This is a genomic window from Halorubrum sp., assembly GCF_046498025.1.
Taxonomy (GTDB): Archaea; Halobacteriota; Halobacteria; order Halobacteriales; family Haloferacaceae; genus Halorubrum.
This window is the reverse complement of sequence record NZ_JAWOBM010000005.1, coordinates 1-17,744: the sequence shown is the minus strand read 5'-3', so window position 1 is coordinate 17,744 and position 17,744 is coordinate 1. Positions and strand designations below refer to the sequence as shown.

Below are 17,744 nucleotides of genomic sequence, written 5' to 3'. Positions count from 1 at the left end.
TGGGGATCACCGGCACGGGCGACGTATCGGCGCGCTTTTGCCCGCCGATCGCCGACCTCGCGCATGGAGTTCGCCACGTTCGCCGCGCGGGCCGAGCGGATCGCGGCCGAGTCGGGCGACATCGGGACGACGCTCGCCGTCGCCGACCTGCTCGCGGCGGCCGGGGACGGAGCGGGCGGGACCGACGCCGACCCGGGCGGGACCGACGCTCCGGACGACGACGCCGACCCGAACGAGACCGACGACCTCGCGACGGTCACCCGGTTCCTGCTCGGCCGCGTCTTTCCGGCGCACGACACCCGGACGCTCGACGTCGGCCCGGCGCTGTGCCGGGAGGCGATCGCCCGCGCCGCGGGCCCGAACGTGACCGCCGGCGTGGTCGAGGACCGGCTCGCGTCGGCGGGAGACATCGGCGCGGTCGCCGAGGGATACGACTTCGGCGGCCAGCGGGGCCTCGCCGCCTTCGGCGAGGGCCGCGACGCGCTCACCGTCGCCGAGCTCGACGCGTCGCTGCGGGAGCTCGCGGGCGCGTCGGGCGAGGGCAGCGAGTCGCGCAAGCTCGACGCGCTGTTCGGCCTCTTCAATCGGTGTGACCGAACGGAGGCGAAGTACCTCGCGCGGCTGGTGCTCGGCGAGATGCGGGTCGGGGTCGGCGAGGGGACCGTCCGAGACGCGGTCGCCGAGGCGTTCCTCGCGCCGCCGTCGGAGGAAGCGGGCGAGGGCGACGACGAGGGACGGGACGAGGGGCCGACCCTCCGCGCCGACGACGAGGCCCTCGCGGCCGTCGAGCGCGCCCTCCAAGTGACGAACGACTACGGTCGCGTCGCGACCCGCGCGCGCGACGAGGGTCGCGCCGGCCTCCGCGCGGAGGGGCTCGTCGTCGGACGCCCCGTGCAGGCGATGCTCGCGCAGGCGGGGACGGCGACCGACGCGGTCGAGTCGTTCAGCGAGGTCGCCGTCGAGACGAAGTTCGACGGCGCGCGCGTGCAGGTACACTACGTGCCCGGAGCCGACGACGGGCACGGTGACGGAGGCGACGGATCCGCCGACGAGGGGCTCGGCCCGCGGCTCTACTCCCGCAACATGGACGACGTGACCGAGGCGCTCCCGGAGATCGCCGAGCGCGTCGCTGCCCGGGTCGACGTCCCGGTCATCCTCGACGGCGAGGTCGTCGCGGTCGACGACGACGGCGACCCGCTGCCGTTCCAGGAGGTGCTTCGGCGGTTCCGCCGGAAGCACGACGTCGACCGGATGCGCGAGGAGGTTTCGCTCCGGCTCCACGCCTTCGACTGCCTCCACGCCGACGGCGCGGACCTGCTCGACGAGCCGCTCCGGGCCCGTCACGACCGCCTCGTCGACGTCCTGCCGGACGCGGCCGCGACGCTCGAGGTCGCGAGCGACGCGACGGCGATCGAGGCGGCCGAGGCGGCCGCGCTCGACGCGGGCCACGAGGGGGTGATGCTGAAGGATCCGGACGCGGCGTACACCCCGGGCGACCGCGGGCGGGAGTGGCTGAAGCGCAAGCCCGACGTGGAGACGCTCGACGCGGCCGTCGTCGGGGCGGAGTGGGGCGAGGGGCGCCGCGCTGAGCTGTTCGGGACGTTCCTGCTCGGCGTGCGCGCGGACGAGGCGGGCGAGGAGTTCGCCACGGTCGGGAAGGTGGCGACCGGCCTCACCGACGATGCGCTCGCCGACCTCACCGAGCGGCTGGAGCCCCACGTGGTGAGCGAGGACGGCACCGATCTCTCGATCCGCCCGGCGGTCGTCGTCGAGGTCGGCTACGAGGAGATCCAGACGTCGCCGACGTACACGTCGGGCTACGCGCTGCGGTTCCCCCGGTTCGTCGGCGTCCGCGAGGACAAGTCGGTCGCGGACGCCGACTCGCTGGACCGGGTCGCGCGGCTCGCCGACGACTCGGCCTGACTTTTTAAGTATATTCGCTCGGTCGGTCGCGGACGCCTCACGGGAAACCCCTTGACCTTCGGGGTCGTACGGTGTCGTATGCCAGGCCCGCTCGGGGACGCGACGCGACGGCGGCTGACGGACGCGGCCGCGACCCGGCTCGACGACGACGGATACAAGGTCGCGCACCCGGAGACGCGGGCCGAGCCCCCGGCGGTGGCGACTCCCCGAGGCGGCGGGGCGCCCCTCGCGGTCGAGCCGCTCACGCCGGACGACGCGACGGCGACGGTGATCGTCTCGCGGCTCGCGCACGCGCTCGACCGTGACCGCCGCGCCTGCTTCGTCGTCGACGACGACGCGACCGCCGAGGCGGTGCGGTCGCTGCTCGCCGACCCCCCGCTGCTCGTCGCCGAGCGAGACGGCCGCCGGACGTTCCACGCCGGCCCGGACCGGATCCCCATCGTCGGCGGCGGGTACGCCTGTATTCGGTTCGAGGGGCTCGGGGAGCCGACGTTCGCGTGGCGCGAGACCGACACGCCGGTCGGGCCGGTGCCCGCGGGGCCGGGGATCGACGCCGCCGCCGTCGACGAGACGGGTCGCCCGGTCGTCCCGCGGCTGGTCTGCGAGGTCGACGGGCGGGTCGTCGCGGTCCTCGCCGGGGTCGAGAGCCTCCGTGACCCGCCGGCCGAGGCGTTCCCGTACGCGTACAGCCGGCATCCGGACGACAAGCGGTTCCGGGTGCGGCGCGGCGCCGACGGCGCGGTCGTCGAGAGCGCCAGCGGCTTCGCGCCGATGCGCGCCGCGGGGTACGTCCCGATCCCCATGCCGATCGTGCCGGAGCACGTCCTCGGCCCGGCGTTCGCGCCCGATCTGGGTGCCGGAGTCTGCGGCGAGGGCGAAGCCAGCGACGTCCAGGGAGACGGACCCGCCCTCGACGACGCGTGGGACCTGATCCACGTCGACGCGGTCGATCCCGCGTAGCCCCCGTCGTCAGCCTCGCATAGCCACCCTCAAGACGCCCGCGGCCGGAACGGGAGTCATGACTGTCCGCTACGACGACTTCGCGGTTGAGTGGCTCGGCTACGCGACGGCGCGGCTCGCCCCCGACGGCGGTCCGGTCGCGTACACCGACCCGGGGCGGTACGGCGTCCTCGACGACTACTGGGCGCGCGACGGCGACCTCGTCGTCGTCACCCACGACCACCACTACGACCCCGACGGTATCCGGTCGGTCGCGGACGAGGACGCGACGCTCGTGATCTACGAGGCGGTCGACCCGGCCGGGATCGACCGCGAGGTGGAGTCGATCGACTCGCTCGCGGACGACTTCGACGTGATCCGCGTCGACGACGAGTCGCGCGTCGACGTCGCGACGCCCGCCGGTGACGTGGCGGTGTGGTCCGTCGCGGCCCACAACGACCCCGAGGGACCGAACGCCGGTCCCGACGGCTCGGTGACGCATCCGCCCGGGTTCGGCTGCGGGTTCCTCCTCGGGCTCGGCGACCGAACCGTCTTCTGGCCGGGCGACTCGGACGCGCTCGACGCGTTCGCGGAGCTGGACGTCTCGATCTTCTTAGCGAACATCGGCGGCGGCGGCATCGTCTCCGACCGGCACGCGAGCGCGGAGCTGGCGGAGCGGATGGACCCGGACCTGGTCGTCCCGATCCACTACGACACCTTCGAACTGCTGGAAGCGGACGGGGAGGCGTTCGCGGGCGACGTCGCCGCCCGGTCGATCCCCGTCGCGCTGGACGCCCGGTCGGCGAACCAGTAGGGGTCGCCGGCGTCGAGCGCGGTCTCTGTTTCCGGTTCCTCGCGTTATCGGGTCCTCTCCCCGCTACGGGCGCCGCGCGATCAGCGCCGCCGCGACCGCGGCGATCAGCGCGGCGACGACGCCGAAGCCGGGCGCCTCGTCGCCGGTCGCCCCGTCGTCGGTGTCGGTCTCGTTCGTTCCGTCATCGGTGTCGGTCTCGTTCGTTCCGTCGTCGGTGTCGGTCTCGTTCGTTCCGTCGTCGGTACCGTCCTCGCCGTCGCTCTCGGTCTGGAGCTCCTCGACGGCGGTCGAGAGCGTGGTCGTCGACTCGATCACGCTCCGCGGGGACGGCTGGTTGAGGTAGTTGACGTTCATCACGACGTAGTTCCCCTCGGTACCGGCGGTCGTGCTGGCGTACGGCTCCTCCTCGAGGATCGCCGCGTCGGACGTCGTCACGAGGATCAGCTCGGGGTCGGTCTGGAGGATCACTTCGCTCGAGAGCTGCGGGTAGCCGTCGCCCTCCGCGGCCGCGACGTTGTTCGTGCCGCCGACCTCCATGATCGAGTTGATGAAGGTGTTGTCCGCGGCGACGTAGCCGTCGCCGAGCGGGTACAGCGCGTCGGGGCGGTCGAGGTCGGCGGTCCGCTCCTCGGCGGCAGCCACGGAGTCGTTCATCTCCTCGTTCGTCTCGGCGGCATCCTCGCAGTTCCCGACGAGGCGACCGGTGGTCTCGGTCTTCTCCGCGATGTCCTCGATGGAGGTCGCCTCGGAGAAGTGGTAGACGGTGAGGTTCTGGTCGCGGAGGGTCTCGGCCGTGCTCGCCGACGACGCGTTCGGGACGAGCACGAGGTCCGGCTCGGTGTCCACGACGCGCTCGACGCTGACGCCGAACCCTTCCGCCGAGACGTTCGCCCGCTCGTCGGCCCCGTCGAGGTACGCGGCGTACTGGGTCAGGCCGACCACGCGGTCGCGCGCGCCGATCTCCCAGAGGGTCTGGGCGGCCGACGGGTTCGTCGTCGTGATCCGGTCGGGCCGCTCGTCGAGCGTGACCGTCGTCCCGGTCGCGTCGGTGATCTCCAGCGGGAACCCGCACGCGTCGTCCGTCTGGTGGACGCTCGACCCGGCTGTCGGGGACTCGAGCGTCGGCGATTCGGTCGTCGGCTGTGCGCCCGCGGCCGGGCCCGCGACGCCGCCCACGAGGGCGGTCGTCACGAGCAGGGCCACCGCGATCACGTACCTGGTTCGCATCGGATCGACCACGCATCTCGTCCAATAAGTATTTACCTACTACAAGTTTTGTTGGAGAACGAATGAGTGCCTGGACACGGGCGTCCCTCTGGTCTGCGGGGCTAGCGGCCGCGCTCGTCGGCGTGATCGTGGTAAGCGCCGGGATCGGTCCCGTCCGGATCCCGCCCGCGGAAGTCGCGAAGGCGGTGTTGAACGCGGTGAGCGTGCCGGCCGGCGTGGAGACGACGAGCGCCGCGGTCGGTACCCTCCGACTCCCCGGCGTGGGCCCGCTGACCCTGCCCGGAGTCGATCTCACCTACACCTCGCCGTTCGCGTACCCGGTCGACGACGTCCACGCCCAGATCGTCGTCGGCGTCCGATTGCCCCGGATCCTGATGGCCGCGCTGGTCGGCTTCGCGCTGGCGGCGGCCGGCACCGTCATGCAGGGGTTCTTCCGGAACCCGATGGCGGACCCGTCGATCATCGGCGTCTCCTCCGGCGCGGCGGTCGGCGCCGTCGCGTTCATCGTCTTCCCCGCGGCGCTGTCCGCGACCGTGACCGTCCCCCTGATCGGCGCGGTCGACGTGGGGCTCTCGTACGGGGCCGGCGTCAGCCTCTTCGCGTTCGTCGGAGCGCTCGCGGCCGCGTTCGGCGTGTACGCGATCGCGACGCGGCACGGCCGGACGCCGGTGGCGACCCTCCTGCTCGCGGGCGTCGCGGTCCAGACGTTCCTCGGTGCGGTCATCTCGTACCTCCAACTACAGGCCGGCGAGTCGCTCCGGCGGATCGTCGCGTGGCTGATGGGCCACCTCTCCGGCGCGTCGTGGAGCGAGGTCGCCGCGACGGCGGTCGTGGTGCCGCCGCTTTTCGTCCTGCTGCTGGTGTACGCCCGTGACCTCAACGTCCTCCTCTTGGGCGAGGAGGAGGCGCGCGGGCTCGGCATCGCGGTCGAGCGCACCAAGCGGGTCCTGCTGGGCGCCTCCGCGCTGATCACGGCCGCGGGCGTCGCCTTCGCCGGCGTCATCGGCTTCGTCGGCCTGATCGTCCCTCACATGCTCCGACTGGTCGTCGGGCCCGACCACCGGGTGCTGCTGCCGACCGCGGCGCTCGCGGGCGGGTCGTTCCTCGTCGCCGCCGACACGGTCGCCCGGGCCGGGAGCACGGAGCTCCCGGTCGGCATCGTCACCGCCGCGGTCGGCGCGCCCTTCTTCATCTACCTGCTCTCGAACCGGGAGGTGCACGAGCTGTGAGCGCGGACCCGACCGCGGAGGGAAACGGGGACGGCGCGACCGGCGATCCGGGCGGAGACGACGCGACCGGCGATCCGGGCGGAGACGACGCGACGGGCGATCCGGGCGGTGACCCGGCCGACGACTCGACCGTCGGCCCTCCGACCACCGATACCGACGGCGACCCCCTCGTCGAGGTCGGCGGTCTGTCGGTGTCGTTCGGCGACGTGCCGGTCGTCTCCGGCGTCGACCTCCGGGTCGAGCGCGGCGAGCTCGTCGGGCTCGTCGGTCCGAACGGCGCGGGGAAGACGACGGTGCTCCGGGCGATCAAGGGGACGCTCGCGCCCGACTCGGGGGAGGTCCGACTCGCCGGCGATCGCGCCGTCGACCTCTCCGCGCGGGAGGCTGGCCGCCGCGTCGCCAGCGTCCCGCAGGAGACGGGCCTCGCGTTCGACTTCCGGGTGCGCCACGTGGTGGAGATGGGGCGGACCCCGCACCTCGGGCGGTTCGACGGCCACGGCGCCGCCGACGACCGCGCGGTGCGGGAGGCGATGGACGCGGCGGGCGTCGCGCGCTTCGCCGACCGCTCGATCACCGAGGTCTCGGGCGGGGAGCGCCAGCGCGTCCTGCTCGCGCGGGCGCTGGCGCAGGGGACCCCGGCGCTGCTGCTCGACGAGCCGACGGCGAGCCTCGACGCGAACCACGCCGTGCGCACCCTCGAACTCGTCCGCGACCTCGTCGACGACGGCCGCGGCGCGCTCGCGGCGATCCACGACCTCGACGCCGCGGCCCGGTACTGCGACCGGGTCGTCGTCCTCGCGAACGGCGGCGTCCACGCCGCCGGCCCGCCGCCCGAGGTGCTGACCGCGGACGCGCTGCGGACGGCCTTCGACGCCGAGGCGTTCGTCGGGCGGAATCCCGCGACGGGGACGCCCGCGGTGACCGCCTTCGACGCCGTAGACGCGGGTCGCGACGACTCCGACTCGCAACGCCTCCACGTCGTCGGGACGGGTCGGAGCGGCTCCCGGGTGGTCGCCCGCCTGGCGGCCGCGGGGCACGATCTCTCGGTCGGCGTGGTCTCGGAGGGCGACGCGACCGCGGAGACCGCCCGCGACGCCGACGCCGCGGTCGTCGCCGCCCCCGCGTTCGAGCCGGTCGAGGCGGAGACGCGCGCGGCCGCCGTCCGGCTCGCGCGAGAGGCCGACGCGGCGGTCGCGGTCGGCGGCGGCGCGAGTCGGGACGCGGGCGAGCGGACAGACCCGAACGCGGCCGTCCTCGCGGCCGCCGACCGACTCGTCGAGGTCAACGGCGACGTCGACGCCGACGATCTGCTCGACGCGGTCGGCGAACTCGGCGACCGGGATCGCCAGCGCGAGGACTGAGAACGGTCGGAATCGATTTGGCGACGGTCGCCCCCGGTCTCAGACGAGCGAGGTCTCCGGCGACCGGCCGGCGAAGCGACGCCGCCGGGACGGCGCGCGCCGGCCGCGATCGAAACGAAACGAACGTGTATTTCCCTTATTAACGTGGTTTCGAAACGAGATCCCCGCCGCGCGTTCGTGTGCATATCATGAATATAAGGATGTACCAGGACGTTGATGTCGGGCGATTTTTCGGCGTCGGGAGTCGGCTAAACCTGTCGTCGAGGAACCGTTTTTGTGATCTCCACAAGCGTTAAGTCCTCGACCGTTCTGTCGTCAGTCGATGACAGACATCACGGAGGCTTCGTCGGACACCCCGGCGGATCGAGTTCTTCCAGGGCACGATAGCTTCTAACATCGAAATCGGTCCTGTACGGATCTTCGACACGACGTTACGAGACGGAGAACAGTCACCACGGACGTCGTTCAGCTACGACGAGAAACGCCGCATAGCGGCGACGCTGGACGACATGAACACCCACGTCATCGAGGCGGGGTTCCCGGTGAACTCGGACGCGGAGTTCGAGGCCGTGAGCGACATCGCCGCCGCGACGGACACCACCGTCTGCGGGCTGGCGCGTGTCGTCGAGGGCGACATCGACGCCGCGCTCGACTCGGGCGTGGGAATGGTCCACGTGTTCGTGTCCACCAGCGACGTGCAGCTGGAGGACTCGATGCACGCGACCCGCAAGGAGGCGAAGGAGCGCGCCGTCGAGGCCGTCGAGCAGGTGAAAGACGCCGGCGTCGAGTGCATGTTCTCGCCGATGGACGCCACCCGGACCGACCCCGACTACCTGATCGACATCGTCGAGGCGGTCTCGGACGCCGGCACCGACTGGATCAACATCCCCGACACCTGCGGCGTCGGGATGCCGAGCAGCTTCGGCCAGACGGTGAAGGCCGTCGTCGACGCCACCGACGCGCGCGTCGACGTCCACACCCACGACGACTTCGGAATGGCCGCGGCCAACGCGATCATGGGCTTCGAGAACGGCGCCGAGCAGGCGCAGGTGTCGGTCAACGGGATCGGCGAGCGCGCCGGCAACGCCGCCTACGAGGAGGTCGTGATGGCGGTCGAGTCGGTGTACGGCGTCGACACCGGCATCGACACGACCCAGATCACGAAGCTGGCCCGGATCGTCGAGGAGGCCTCGGACATCCCGGTCCCGGCGAACAAACCAATCACGGGACGGAACGCGTTCGCGCACGAGTCCGGCATCCACGCCGCCGGCGTCATCGAGAACGCCGACACCTTCGAGACGGGCGTGATGACCCCGGAGATGGTGGGCGCCGAGCGCGAGTTCGTTTTAGGCAAACACACCGGCACCCACAGCGTGCGCAAGCACATGGTGGAGGCCGGCTTCGACCCGAGCGACGGCGAGGTCCGGCACGTCACCAAACGCGTCAAGGAGTACGGCGCCGGCAAGCGGCAGGTGACCGCCGGCGACGTCGAGCGCTTCGCCGAGGAGGTCGGCGTCGACCGCGAGGAGGAGGTCCGGGTCTGATGGCCGTTCCCCTGACCGGGGAGCCCGCCGAGCGACCGCCGTCTCAACCGGCGGCGCTCCCCGCGGTCCGGTTCGTCACGGCCCGGTCAGGGACGACCCGGTACGCGACCGGGACCCGGTGCGGGACTACGACCCGGTGCAGGACGTTCGGCCGTTCGGCGGAGTCAGCGTCCCGACAGGGATTTATACCACGACTCCGTTGGTTCGGGCGAGATGCGACGGCACACCGCAGTTCCGACGACAGCCGACGTCGCCGGAGCCGCCGCGCCGATCATCGTAGGGGTCTGAGCCCCTACACAACCCCTTCCTCACCGACTCGACGTACCGACGAACGCCAGCGAGCGGACCGCCGTCCGCCCGCCGCGCCGGCGTTCGGACCGAACCACAACGCGCGCGAGATGCCACATCGAACACGACCACGACAATGAGCGACACAGCAGCACACACACGAGAAGACGACCCCGAGGGCTCCGAGGAGCCGCCGGAGGGAGTCGACGACGCCGCCCACGCCGCCGAGGCCGACGAGGCCGACGAGACGCCCGCCGCGGGACCGGTCTCGACAGGCGCGGAGTCGGTCGTCGCCGCCCTCGAAGCGGCCGGCGCGGAGACCGCCTTCGGCGTCCAGGGCGGCGCGATCATGCCCGTCTACGACGCGCTGTACAGTTCGTCGATCGACCACGTCACCATGGCCCACGAGCAGGGCGCCGCCCACGCCGCCGACGCGTACGGCGTCGTGTCCGGGGAACCGGGGCTCTGCCTGGCGACGTCCGGACCCGGCGCGACGAACCTCGTCACCGGGATCGCCGACGCCGATATGGACTCGGACGCGATGCTCGCGTTGACCGGGCAGGTGCCGACCGAGTTCGTCGGCAACGACGCGTTCCAGGAGACCGACACCGTCGGCGTCACGCGCCCGATCACGAAGCACAACTACTTCGCGGGCGGCGCCGACACCGTCGGTGACACGGTCGGCGAGGCGTTCGAGCTGTCGCGGGCGGGCCGCCCGGGACCGACGCTCGTCGACCTCCCGAAGGACGTCACGCAGGACGAGACCGACCGGACGCCGGGTCCGGCGGCGCCGCCGGCCGGGACCGACCCCGACCCGAACGCCGACGCCGACGCGGTCGAGGCGGCCGCCCGCGCGATCGAGGACGCCGAGCGGCCCCTGTGTCTGTTCGGCGGCGGCGTCATCAAGGCCGAGGCGAGCGAGGCCGCGCGGACGTTCGCGCGGACGTACGGGATCCCGGTGACGACGACGATGCCCGGGATCGGCTCGTTCCCCGAGGACGACGACCTCTGCCTCTCGTGGGCCGGGATGCACGGCACCGGCTACGCGAACATGGCGATCACCCACACCGACTGCCTGATAGCGGTCGGCACTCGGTTCGACGACCGGCTCACCGGGGGGATCGACACGTTCGCGCCCGAGGCCGAGGTCGTCCACGTCGACATCGACCCGGCCGAGATCTCGAAGAACGTCTACGCGGACCACGCGCTGATCGGCGACGCGGGGCGCGTCCTCGACCAGCTGACCGCGGCGGTCCGCGAGGCGCCCGACGCCGAGTCGTGGCGCGAGCGGTGCGCGGAGTGGAAGGAGACGTACCCGCTCACGTACACGGCGCCCGAGGACGAGCCGCTGAAGCCGCAGTTCGTCGTCGAGGCGTTCGACGAGGCGACCGACGACGACACCATCGTCACGACGGGCGTCGGCCAGCACCAGATGTGGGCCTCCCAGTTCTGGACGTACACGGAGCCCCGGACGTGGGTCTCCTCGCACGGTCTGGGGACGATGGGGTACGGCGTGCCCGCCGCGGTCGGCGCGCGCGTCGCCGCGAACAACATGGGCGAGCCCGACCGCGACGTGGTCTGTTTCGACGGCGACGGCTCCTTCCTGATGACGATGCAAGAGCTGTCCGTGGCCGTCCGCGAGGACCTCGATATCACCATCGCCGTGCTCAATAACGAATACATCGGCATGGTGCGCCAGTGGCAGGACGCCTTCTACGAGGGGCGGCACATGGCCTCCGACTACACGTGGATGCCCGAGTTCGACAAGCTCGCCGAGGCGTTCGGCGCCCTCGGGCTCCGTGTCGACGACTACGACGAGGTCGCCCCCGCCGTCGAGGAGGCCCTCGAATACGACGGCCCCGCGGTGATCGACTTCCACATCGACCCCGAGGAGAACGTCCTGCCGATGGTGCCGAGCGGCGGTGCGAACGGCAAGTTCGCCACCGCGGAGGACCAGCTATGAGCGGTGACTCCACCGCCTCCGGCGGCGCGCCCGAGCCCGACTCGCGGCCCGCGCCGAGCGAGCAGCCCGGCCCCGAGGAGCGGACGCACCCCGAGGGGCGCCGGAACCTCGAGGGGATACGGATCGACCCCGTCGTCGAGGCCGAACACGACTCGCGGCGCGCCGTCATCTCGGCGCTCGTCGAGGACGAGCCGGGCGTGCTCGCGCGCGTCTCGGGACTCGTCTCCCGCCGGCAGTTCAACATCGAGAGCCTCACCGTCGGGCCGACGACCGTCGAGAGCCACTCGCGGATCACGATGGTCGTCGAGGAGACCGACCCCGGCATCGACCAGATCGAGAAGCAGATGGCGAAGCTGAAGCCGGTCATCTCCGTCGGCGAGGTCGCCGGCGACGCGGTCACCTCGGAGCTCGTGCTCCTCAAAGTGCGGGGCGAGGACCCGGCCGCGGTGCAGGCGGTCACGGAGATGTACGACGGCCGGACGGTCGACGCCGGCTCCGAGACGGTCACCGTCGAACTCACCGGACACAAGTCCGCGATCGACAACGCGATCGCCGCCTTCGAGCGGTTCGGCATCGTCGAGATCGCGCGGACGGGGCCGACCGCGCTCGCGCGCGGGAACACCCCGACCGCGCCAGGAGAGAAACCCGGAACGGCCGGCGAACCGACGACCCACGACAGCTGACGCAGTTACACACGATACACAATGAGCGACAACGACATGCAGACGGTCGAATCCAACGTATACTACGACGAAGACGCGGACGGCGAAGCGATCGCCCAGAAGGTCGTGGCCGTGCTCGGCTACGGCTCGCAGGGACACGCGCACGCCCAGAACCTCAACGAGAGCGGGATCGACGTGATCGTCGGGCTCCGCGAGGACAGCTCCTCGCGCGAGGCCGCCCGGAGCGACGGGCTCGAGGTGGCGACGCCCGCCGAGGCCGCCGAGACCGCCGACATCGTGAGCGTCCTCCTCCCCGACACGGTCCAGGCGGACGTCTACGAGAACGCGATCGAACCGAACCTCGAACCCGGCGACACGCTCCAGTTCGCGCACGGGTTCAACATCCACTACAACCAGATCCAGCCGCCTGAGGACGTCGACGTGACGATGATCGCGCCGAAGTCGCCGGGCCACATCGTCCGCCGGAACTACGAGAACGACCAGGGGACGCCCGGGCTGCTGGCGGTGTACCAGGACGCCACGGGCGAGGCCCACGACGAGGCGCTCGCGTACGCGGCCGCGATCGGTTGCACCCGCGCCGGCGTCGTCGAGACGACGTTCCGGGAGGAGACCGAGACCGACCTGTTCGGCGAGCAGGCCGTCCTCTGCGGCGGCATCGCCTCGCTGATCAAGCAGGGGTACGAGACGCTCGTCGAGGCGGGGTACTCCCCGGAGATGGCGTACTTCGAGTGCATGAACGAGATGAAGCTCATCGTCGACCTGATGTACGAGGGCGGGCTCGGCGCCATGTGGGACTCCGTCTCACACACCGCGGAGTACGGCGGGCTCACCCGCGGCGACGAGATCATCGACGATCAGGTTCGCGCGAACATGGAAGAGGTCCTCGAAGGGGTCCAGAACGGCACCTTCGCCCGAGAGTGGATCTCCGAGAACCAGGCCGGCCGGCCGGCGTACACCCAGCTGCGCAACGCCGAGAAGAACCACGAGATCGAGGCCGTCGGCGAGGAGCTGCGCGGCCTGTTCGCGTGGCAGGAGGAAGAAGGCGACGAAGAGGAGTCGGCCGAGGTGACGGCCTGATGAGCGAGGGGACGCTGTACGACAAGGTGTGGGAGCGCCACAAGGTCACCGAGCTCCCGAACGGCCAGGACCAGCTGTTCATCGGCCTGCACCTCGTCCACGAGGTGACGAGCCCGCAGGCGTTCGGCATGCTGCGCGAGCGCGAGCTCGACGTCGCGTATCCGGACCAGACGTTCGCGACGACCGACCACATCGCGCCCACGGAGGCCGACAAGCGCGAGCGACCGCTGGCCGACGACCAGGCCGAGGAGATGCTCTCCGCGCTCGAACGCAACGTGAGCGAGAGCGGGATCACCTTCTTCGGCTTCGAGTCCGGCAAGCAGGGGATCACCCACGTCGTCGCCCCGGAGCTGGGGCTCTCCCAGCCCGGGATGACCGTCGCCTGCGGCGACAGCCACACGGCGACGCACGGCGCGTTCGGCTCCATCGGCGTCGGCATCGGGACGAGCCAGATCCGCGACGTGCTCGCGACGGGCTGTATCGCGGCGGACAAACAGAAGGTCCGCCGCGTCAACGTCGAGGGCGAGCTCGGCGACGGCGTCTACGCGAAGGACGTGATTCTGAAGGTGATCCAGGAGCTCGGCGTCGACGGCGGCGTCGGCCACGTGTACGAGTACGGCGGCCCCGCGATCGAGGCGCTCGACATGGAGGGCCGGCTCGCGGTGTGTAACATGTCCATCGAGGGCGGCGCCCGCGCCGGCTACATCAACCCGGACGAGACGACCTACGGGTACCTGAAGGGCCGAGAGTACGTCCCCGAGGGCGACGCGTTCGAGGAGCGGAAGGCGTACTGGGAGTCGGTCGCGTCGGACGAGGACGCCGAGTACGACGACGTCGTCACCATCGACGCCGACGGGATCGACCCCCTGGTTACCTGGGGGATCAACCCGGGACAGGTGATCGAGATCTCGGAGGCGGTCCCGCACCCGGACGACTTCGACGCCCGGACGGACCGCGAGGCGGCCGAACAGGCGCTCGAGCACATGGAGATCGAACCCGGCCAGTCGATGCTCGGCTACGACGTCGACGTGGCCTTCCTCGGCACCTGCACGAACGGCCGCCTCTCCGACTTCGAGGAGGCCGCGAAGGTGCTGGAGGGGAACACGGTCGACGAGGGCGTCCGCGCGCTGGCCGTCCCCGGCTCCGAGACCGTGCGCCAGCAGTGCGAGGAGCGCGGCATCGACGAGGTGTTCATCAACGCCGGCTTCCAGTGGCGTCGCGCCGGCTGCTCGATGTGCCTCGCGATGAACGACGACGCCCTGGAGGGCGACGAAGTCTGTGCGTCCTCCTCGAACCGGAACTTCATCGGGCGGCAGGGGTCGAAGGACGGTCGCACCGTCCTGATGAGTCCCGCGATGGTCGCGGCCGCGGCCGTCGAGGGCGAGGTCGCCGACGCCCGCGAGTACCTGAACGACGGGCCGACGGGGGGCGCCGGCGGCGTCGAGGAGGTGGCGGACTGATGAGCGCGAACGACGCGGGCGAACAGCACATCACCGCGGTCTCCGGTACCGGGGTGCCGATCCCCGGCGACGACGTCGACACCGACCAGATCCTGCCGGCGAAGTTCATGAAGGAGGTCACGTTCGACAACATGGCGGACTACCTCTTCTTCGACGCCCGGCGGGACGACGACGGCGAGTTCAACGACCACCCGCTCAACCGCTTCGAGGGCGCGTCGATCGCGGTCGTCAACTCCAACTTCGGCTGCGGCTCCTCGCGTGAGCACGCGCCGCAGGCGATGATGCGGTGGGGGATAGACGGCGTCGTCGGCGAGTCGTACGCCGAGATCTTCCGCGACAACTGCAAGTCGCTCGGGATCCCGGCGGTCACCGCCGACCACGAGACGGTCACGGCGCTGCAAAAGTGGATCGAGGACAACCCCGACGGCGACATCGAGATCGACGTCGAGGCGAAGACCGTCACCTACGGCGGCGAGACGATCGACGTCGACGTCGACGACGCGATGCGGGAGGCGCTGGTCGACGGAATCTGGGACACGACCGCGCTGATGTACTCGAATCGGAGCAAGGTCGACGCGACCGTCGACGGGCTCCCGTACGTCGAGGGTGACGACTGAATGGGCGAGGCGATCGCCGTCATCGAGGGCGACGGAATCGGCCGGGAGGTCGTCCCCGCGGCCGTCGAAGTGCTGGAGGCGTTCGACCTCGGCTTCGAGTTCGTCGCGGCCGACGCCGGCGACGCGACGGAGGAGGCGACCGGCGAGGCGCTTCCGGCGGAGACGTACGAAGCGGCCGCAGACGCCGACGCCACCCTGTTCGGCGCGGCCGGGGAGACCGCCGCCGACGTCATCCTCCCGCTGCGGGACGCCGTCGACTCGTTCGTCAACGTGCGGCCCGCCACGGCGTATCCCGGCGTCGACGCGCTCCGTCCGGAGACGGACGTTGTGTTCCTGCGCGAGAACACCGAGGGGGTCTACTCCGGCCACGAGGACCGGCTCTCCGCGGACCTCTCGACGCTGACGCGCGTCGTCACGTCCTCCGCCTCGCGCGAGCTGGCGGAGTACGCCTGCGAGTTCGTCGAGGACGGACGCGGTCCCGCCGGCGGCCCCGAGGACGGGTTCACGGTCGCACACAAGGCGAACGTGATGCGCGAGACGGACGGGCGGTTCCGAGCGGAGGTGCTTTCTGTCGCCCAAGAGCGCGGCGTCGACGCCGACGAGGAGCTGATGGACGCGTTCGCGACGAAGCTCCCGCTGGACCCGAGCCAGTACGGCGTGATCGTCTGCCCGAACCTCGCCGGCGACGTGCTCTCGGACCTGGCGGCCGGGCTCGTCGGCGGGCTCGGCCTGCTCCCGTCGGCGAACGTCGGACACGAGAACGCGCTGTTCGAGCCGGTTCACGGCACCGCGCCCGACATCGCCGGCCAGGGAGTCGCGAACCCGACGGCGGCGATCCTGTCGGCGGCCATGCTGTTGGAGTACCTCGGGTACGACGACGAGGGCGGTCGGGTCCGGGACGCCGTGGAGGGCGTGCTCTCGGACGGCCCCCGCACCGGAGATCTCGGCGGGTCGGCGACGACCGAGGAGGTCACCGCGGCGATCGTCGACCGGGTGTAGGCGCGAGCACGTCGCGCGTCCGGTCGAGTCGAGGATCCGCCCCGAGCGATCGTCCGCAAACCACAAGAAAGGAAACCCTGCGGCCCGTCCGTCCGGACATGAGCAACTACGAAGTCGCGATGGAAGCAGCCTGGTTGGTCCGTGACGTCGAGGAGACCGACGACGCCATCGGCGTCGCGGTCAGCGAAGCCGGCAAGCGACTCAACGAGACGGACAAGCAGTACGTCGAGGTCGAACCCGGCGTCACCGGCTGTCCGGCCTGCGGCGAGCCGTTCGACGCGGCGTTCCTCGCCGCGAACACGGCGCTGGTCGGCCTCCTCTTGGAGATCGACATCTTCAACGCCGACAGCGAGGAACACGCGGAGCGGATCGCGAAGAGCGAGGTCGGCGGCGCGCTGCGGGACGTCCCCCTCGAGGTCATCGAGATCATCGAGACGGAGAGCGACGAGGACGACGACCGCGGCGGCGAGTAAGGCTTGCGGGTCGGGGGGCGCCCGACCGCCGCCGCGATATCGGTCGCCGCCGAAACCTTTTCTAATAACCCGGAGTTATTCGGTGTATGGAACTCCCGACGCCACAGGACCTCCGCGAGCGGCGGACAACGCTGGAGCTGACCCAGAGCGAGCTGGCCGACGAGGCGGACGTCTCACAGCCCCTGATCGCCCGGATCGAGGGCGGCGACGTCGACCCGCGGCTCTCGACGCTCCGCCGGATCGTCAACGCCCTCCAAGAGGCGGAAGGCGAAGTGGTGCGCGCGAGCGACCTGATGAACGAGACGGTGATCAGCGTCGCGCCGGACGACGCGGTGCGCGAGGCGGTCGACCTGATGGAAGAGGAGGCGTACTCGCAGCTGCCAGTGCTGCAGAACGGGGTGCCGGTCGGCTCGATCAGTCAGGGCGACGTGGTCCACGCGGGCGAGAACGTCGGGGACCACCCGGTCAGCGAGGTGATGAGCGAGTCGTTCCCCACGGTCGCACCGAGCGCGACCGTCGACGAGGTGCGGAACCTGCTGGACCACTACAAGGCCGTGATGGTCACCGACGGCGGCGAGACGGTCGGGATCATCACCGAAGCGGACATCGCCGCACACCTGTCGTAGGAGGCTACTCGCTCCGCTCCGTCCGCCTCCGTTCGGCCTCCCGCCGCTCCGAGAGGTGCTCCCAGATCTCCGTACAGCCCGCGCCGGCCTCGATGCCGGCCAAGTGATCCGACTCGTCCGATCCGTCGGGTTCGGGCTCGTCGTCGCCGTCGCTCGACGGATCGCGGTCGCCGTCGGCCGGCACCTCGCGGTCGACGCCGTCGGCCGACGGCTCGCGACCGGTCGCGTCGCTCCCGTCGTCCCCCTCGGCGACGCCCGGTTCGGTCGACTCGGATCGGTCGGTCATCGAAGTGGGTTACGCCCCTCGCGATCATAAGACGGCGGTCGCGATTGACATCCTCCCCGCGCTGAAGCGCGAGGATTCCCACGGCACCGTGCCGCTGGGTTGGGATATTGTGGTTTACGACGTGACCTGTTCTTGAGGTGCAAACGCACCAGTTTCCTTGTCAAACAGGAACGTCGATGGCTGTGCCAACCAGCCGTTACTCCTATTCACCGAGAGATTCGGTGAACTCGGAGAT

The 17,744-nt window shown here is 71.1% G+C and carries 16 protein-coding genes; 14 read left to right on the top strand and 2 right to left on the bottom strand.

Translation table 11 applies throughout. From position 1 onward, the window contains the following. The first annotated feature begins 63 nt into the window (after positions 1 to 63). From ligA to R6U01_RS00660, 3 genes are all read left to right on the top strand, one after another. Positions 64 to 1,923 carry an ATP-dependent DNA ligase LigA gene (gene ligA / locus R6U01_RS00670; RefSeq protein ID WP_410284532.1) on the top strand — a complete coding sequence of 620 codons (1,860 nt, stop codon included), beginning with the start codon at positions 64 to 66 and terminating at the stop codon, positions 1,921 to 1,923. Between the two features lie 78 nt (positions 1,924 to 2,001). Further along, the gene (locus tag R6U01_RS00665; protein WP_410284531.1) at positions 2,002 to 2,883 is read left to right on the top strand and encodes a hypothetical protein; all 882 of its coding nucleotides are present in this window, start codon (positions 2,002 to 2,004) and stop codon (positions 2,881 to 2,883) included. Between the two features lie 58 nt (positions 2,884 to 2,941). Further along, entirely contained in the window at positions 2,942 to 3,676 is a 735-nt protein-coding gene (locus R6U01_RS00660; protein WP_410284530.1) for an MBL fold metallo-hydrolase, read from the top strand. A 63-nt stretch (positions 3,677 to 3,739) separates the two neighbouring features. Here R6U01_RS00660 and R6U01_RS00655 read toward each other — a convergent pair whose 3' ends face one another. Then, a complete protein-coding gene (locus R6U01_RS00655; protein ID WP_410284529.1) occupies positions 3,740 to 4,903 on the bottom strand; it encodes a PGF-CTERM-anchored ABC transporter substrate-binding protein in 1,164 nt (387 codons plus the stop codon). Positions 4,904 to 4,965: 62 nt separating this feature from the next. Between R6U01_RS00655 and btuC the strand changes: the two genes are divergently transcribed. The 11 genes from btuC to R6U01_RS00600 all read left to right on the top strand — a co-directional run bounded on the left by btuC (position 4,966) and on the right by R6U01_RS00600 (position 17,223). Then, on the top strand, positions 4,966 to 6,132 hold the full coding sequence (btuC, locus tag R6U01_RS00650; protein ID WP_410284528.1) for a vitamin B12 ABC transporter permease BtuC: 1,167 nt from the start codon (positions 4,966 to 4,968) through the stop codon (positions 6,130 to 6,132). Next, positions 6,129 to 7,493, top strand: coding sequence for an ATP-binding cassette domain-containing protein (locus R6U01_RS00645; protein WP_410284527.1), 1,365 nt, complete (start codon positions 6,129 to 6,131; stop codon positions 7,491 to 7,493). Before btuC ends, R6U01_RS00645 begins: the two co-directional genes overlap by 4 nt. 383 nt (positions 7,494 to 7,876) lie before the next feature. After that, the gene (locus tag R6U01_RS00640) at positions 7,877 to 9,037 is read left to right on the top strand and encodes a LeuA family protein (RefSeq protein ID WP_410284579.1); all 1,161 of its coding nucleotides are present in this window, start codon (positions 7,877 to 7,879) and stop codon (positions 9,035 to 9,037) included. A gap of 424 nt (positions 9,038 to 9,461) precedes the next feature. Further along, complete coding sequence (gene ilvB, locus R6U01_RS00635) at positions 9,462 to 11,288, top strand: biosynthetic-type acetolactate synthase large subunit (RefSeq protein WP_410284526.1); 1,827 nt, start codon at positions 9,462 to 9,464, stop codon at positions 11,286 to 11,288. Continuing rightward, on the top strand, positions 11,285 to 11,971 hold the full coding sequence (gene ilvN, locus R6U01_RS00630; protein ID WP_410284525.1) for an acetolactate synthase small subunit: 687 nt from the start codon (positions 11,285 to 11,287) through the stop codon (positions 11,969 to 11,971). The genes ilvB and ilvN overlap by 4 nt, the downstream gene beginning before the upstream one ends. A gap of 21 nt (positions 11,972 to 11,992) precedes the next feature. Beyond that, entirely contained in the window at positions 11,993 to 13,048 is a 1,056-nt protein-coding gene (gene ilvC / locus R6U01_RS00625; RefSeq protein ID WP_410284524.1) for a ketol-acid reductoisomerase, read from the top strand. Then, entirely contained in the window at positions 13,048 to 14,508 is a 1,461-nt protein-coding gene (gene leuC, locus R6U01_RS00620; RefSeq protein WP_410284523.1) for a 3-isopropylmalate dehydratase large subunit, read from the top strand. The genes ilvC and leuC overlap by 1 nt, the downstream gene beginning before the upstream one ends. Beyond that, positions 14,508 to 15,125, top strand: coding sequence for a 3-isopropylmalate dehydratase small subunit (locus R6U01_RS00615; RefSeq protein ID WP_410284522.1), 618 nt, complete (start codon positions 14,508 to 14,510; stop codon positions 15,123 to 15,125). The genes leuC and R6U01_RS00615 overlap by 1 nt, the downstream gene beginning before the upstream one ends. Beyond that, positions 15,126 to 16,124 carry an isocitrate/isopropylmalate family dehydrogenase gene (locus tag R6U01_RS00610; RefSeq protein WP_410284521.1) on the top strand — a complete coding sequence of 333 codons (999 nt, stop codon included), beginning with the start codon at positions 15,126 to 15,128 and terminating at the stop codon, positions 16,122 to 16,124. It abuts the gene before it with no gap. 98 nt (positions 16,125 to 16,222) lie between these two features. Next, positions 16,223 to 16,597 (top strand): DUF555 domain-containing protein, encoded by a 375-nt coding sequence (locus tag R6U01_RS00605; RefSeq protein ID WP_410284520.1) that lies wholly within the window; start codon positions 16,223 to 16,225, stop codon positions 16,595 to 16,597. Positions 16,598 to 16,683: 86 nt separating this feature from the next. Continuing rightward, positions 16,684 to 17,223, top strand: coding sequence for a CBS domain-containing protein (locus R6U01_RS00600; protein WP_410284519.1), 540 nt, complete (start codon positions 16,684 to 16,686; stop codon positions 17,221 to 17,223). Positions 17,224 to 17,227: 4 nt separating this feature from the next. Here the strand turns inward: R6U01_RS00600 and R6U01_RS00595 are convergent, their stop codons facing one another. Continuing rightward, on the bottom strand, positions 17,228 to 17,509 hold the full coding sequence (locus R6U01_RS00595; protein WP_410284518.1) for a hypothetical protein: 282 nt from the start codon (positions 17,507 to 17,509) through the stop codon (positions 17,228 to 17,230). Positions 17,510 to 17,744: the final 235 nt, after the last annotated feature.

Bases quoted from the DNA above. Each gene is read 5' to 3' on its own strand.
- R6U01_RS00660 (WP_410284530.1), top strand. From the start codon at position 2,942: ATGACTGTCCGCTACGACGACTTCGCGGTTGAGTGGCTCGGCTACGCG.
- leuC (WP_410284523.1), top strand. From the start codon at position 13,048: ATGAGCGAGGGGACGCTGTACGACAAGGTGTGGGAGCGCCACAAGGTC.
- ilvC (WP_410284524.1), top strand. From the start codon at position 11,993: ATGAGCGACAACGACATGCAGACGGTCGAATCCAACGTATACTACGAC.
- R6U01_RS00615 (WP_410284522.1), top strand. From the start codon at position 14,508: ATGAGCGCGAACGACGCGGGCGAACAGCACATCACCGCGGTCTCCGGT.
- ligA (WP_410284532.1), top strand. From the start codon at position 64: ATGGAGTTCGCCACGTTCGCCGCGCGGGCCGAGCGGATCGCGGCCGAG.
- R6U01_RS00605 (WP_410284520.1), top strand. From the start codon at position 16,223: ATGAGCAACTACGAAGTCGCGATGGAAGCAGCCTGGTTGGTCCGTGAC.
- R6U01_RS00655 (WP_410284529.1), bottom strand. From the start codon at position 4,903: ATGCGAACCAGGTACGTGATCGCGGTGGCCCTGCTCGTGACGACCGCC.
- ilvB (WP_410284526.1), top strand. From the start codon at position 9,462: ATGAGCGACACAGCAGCACACACACGAGAAGACGACCCCGAGGGCTCC.
- R6U01_RS00595 (WP_410284518.1), bottom strand. From the start codon at position 17,509: ATGACCGACCGATCCGAGTCGACCGAACCGGGCGTCGCCGAGGGGGAC.
- R6U01_RS00610 (WP_410284521.1), top strand. From the start codon at position 15,126: ATGGGCGAGGCGATCGCCGTCATCGAGGGCGACGGAATCGGCCGGGAG.
- R6U01_RS00600 (WP_410284519.1), top strand. From the start codon at position 16,684: ATGGAACTCCCGACGCCACAGGACCTCCGCGAGCGGCGGACAACGCTG.
- R6U01_RS00665 (WP_410284531.1), top strand. From the start codon at position 2,002: ATGCCAGGCCCGCTCGGGGACGCGACGCGACGGCGGCTGACGGACGCG.
- btuC (WP_410284528.1), top strand. From the start codon at position 4,966: ATGAGTGCCTGGACACGGGCGTCCCTCTGGTCTGCGGGGCTAGCGGCC.
- ilvN (WP_410284525.1), top strand. From the start codon at position 11,285: ATGAGCGGTGACTCCACCGCCTCCGGCGGCGCGCCCGAGCCCGACTCG.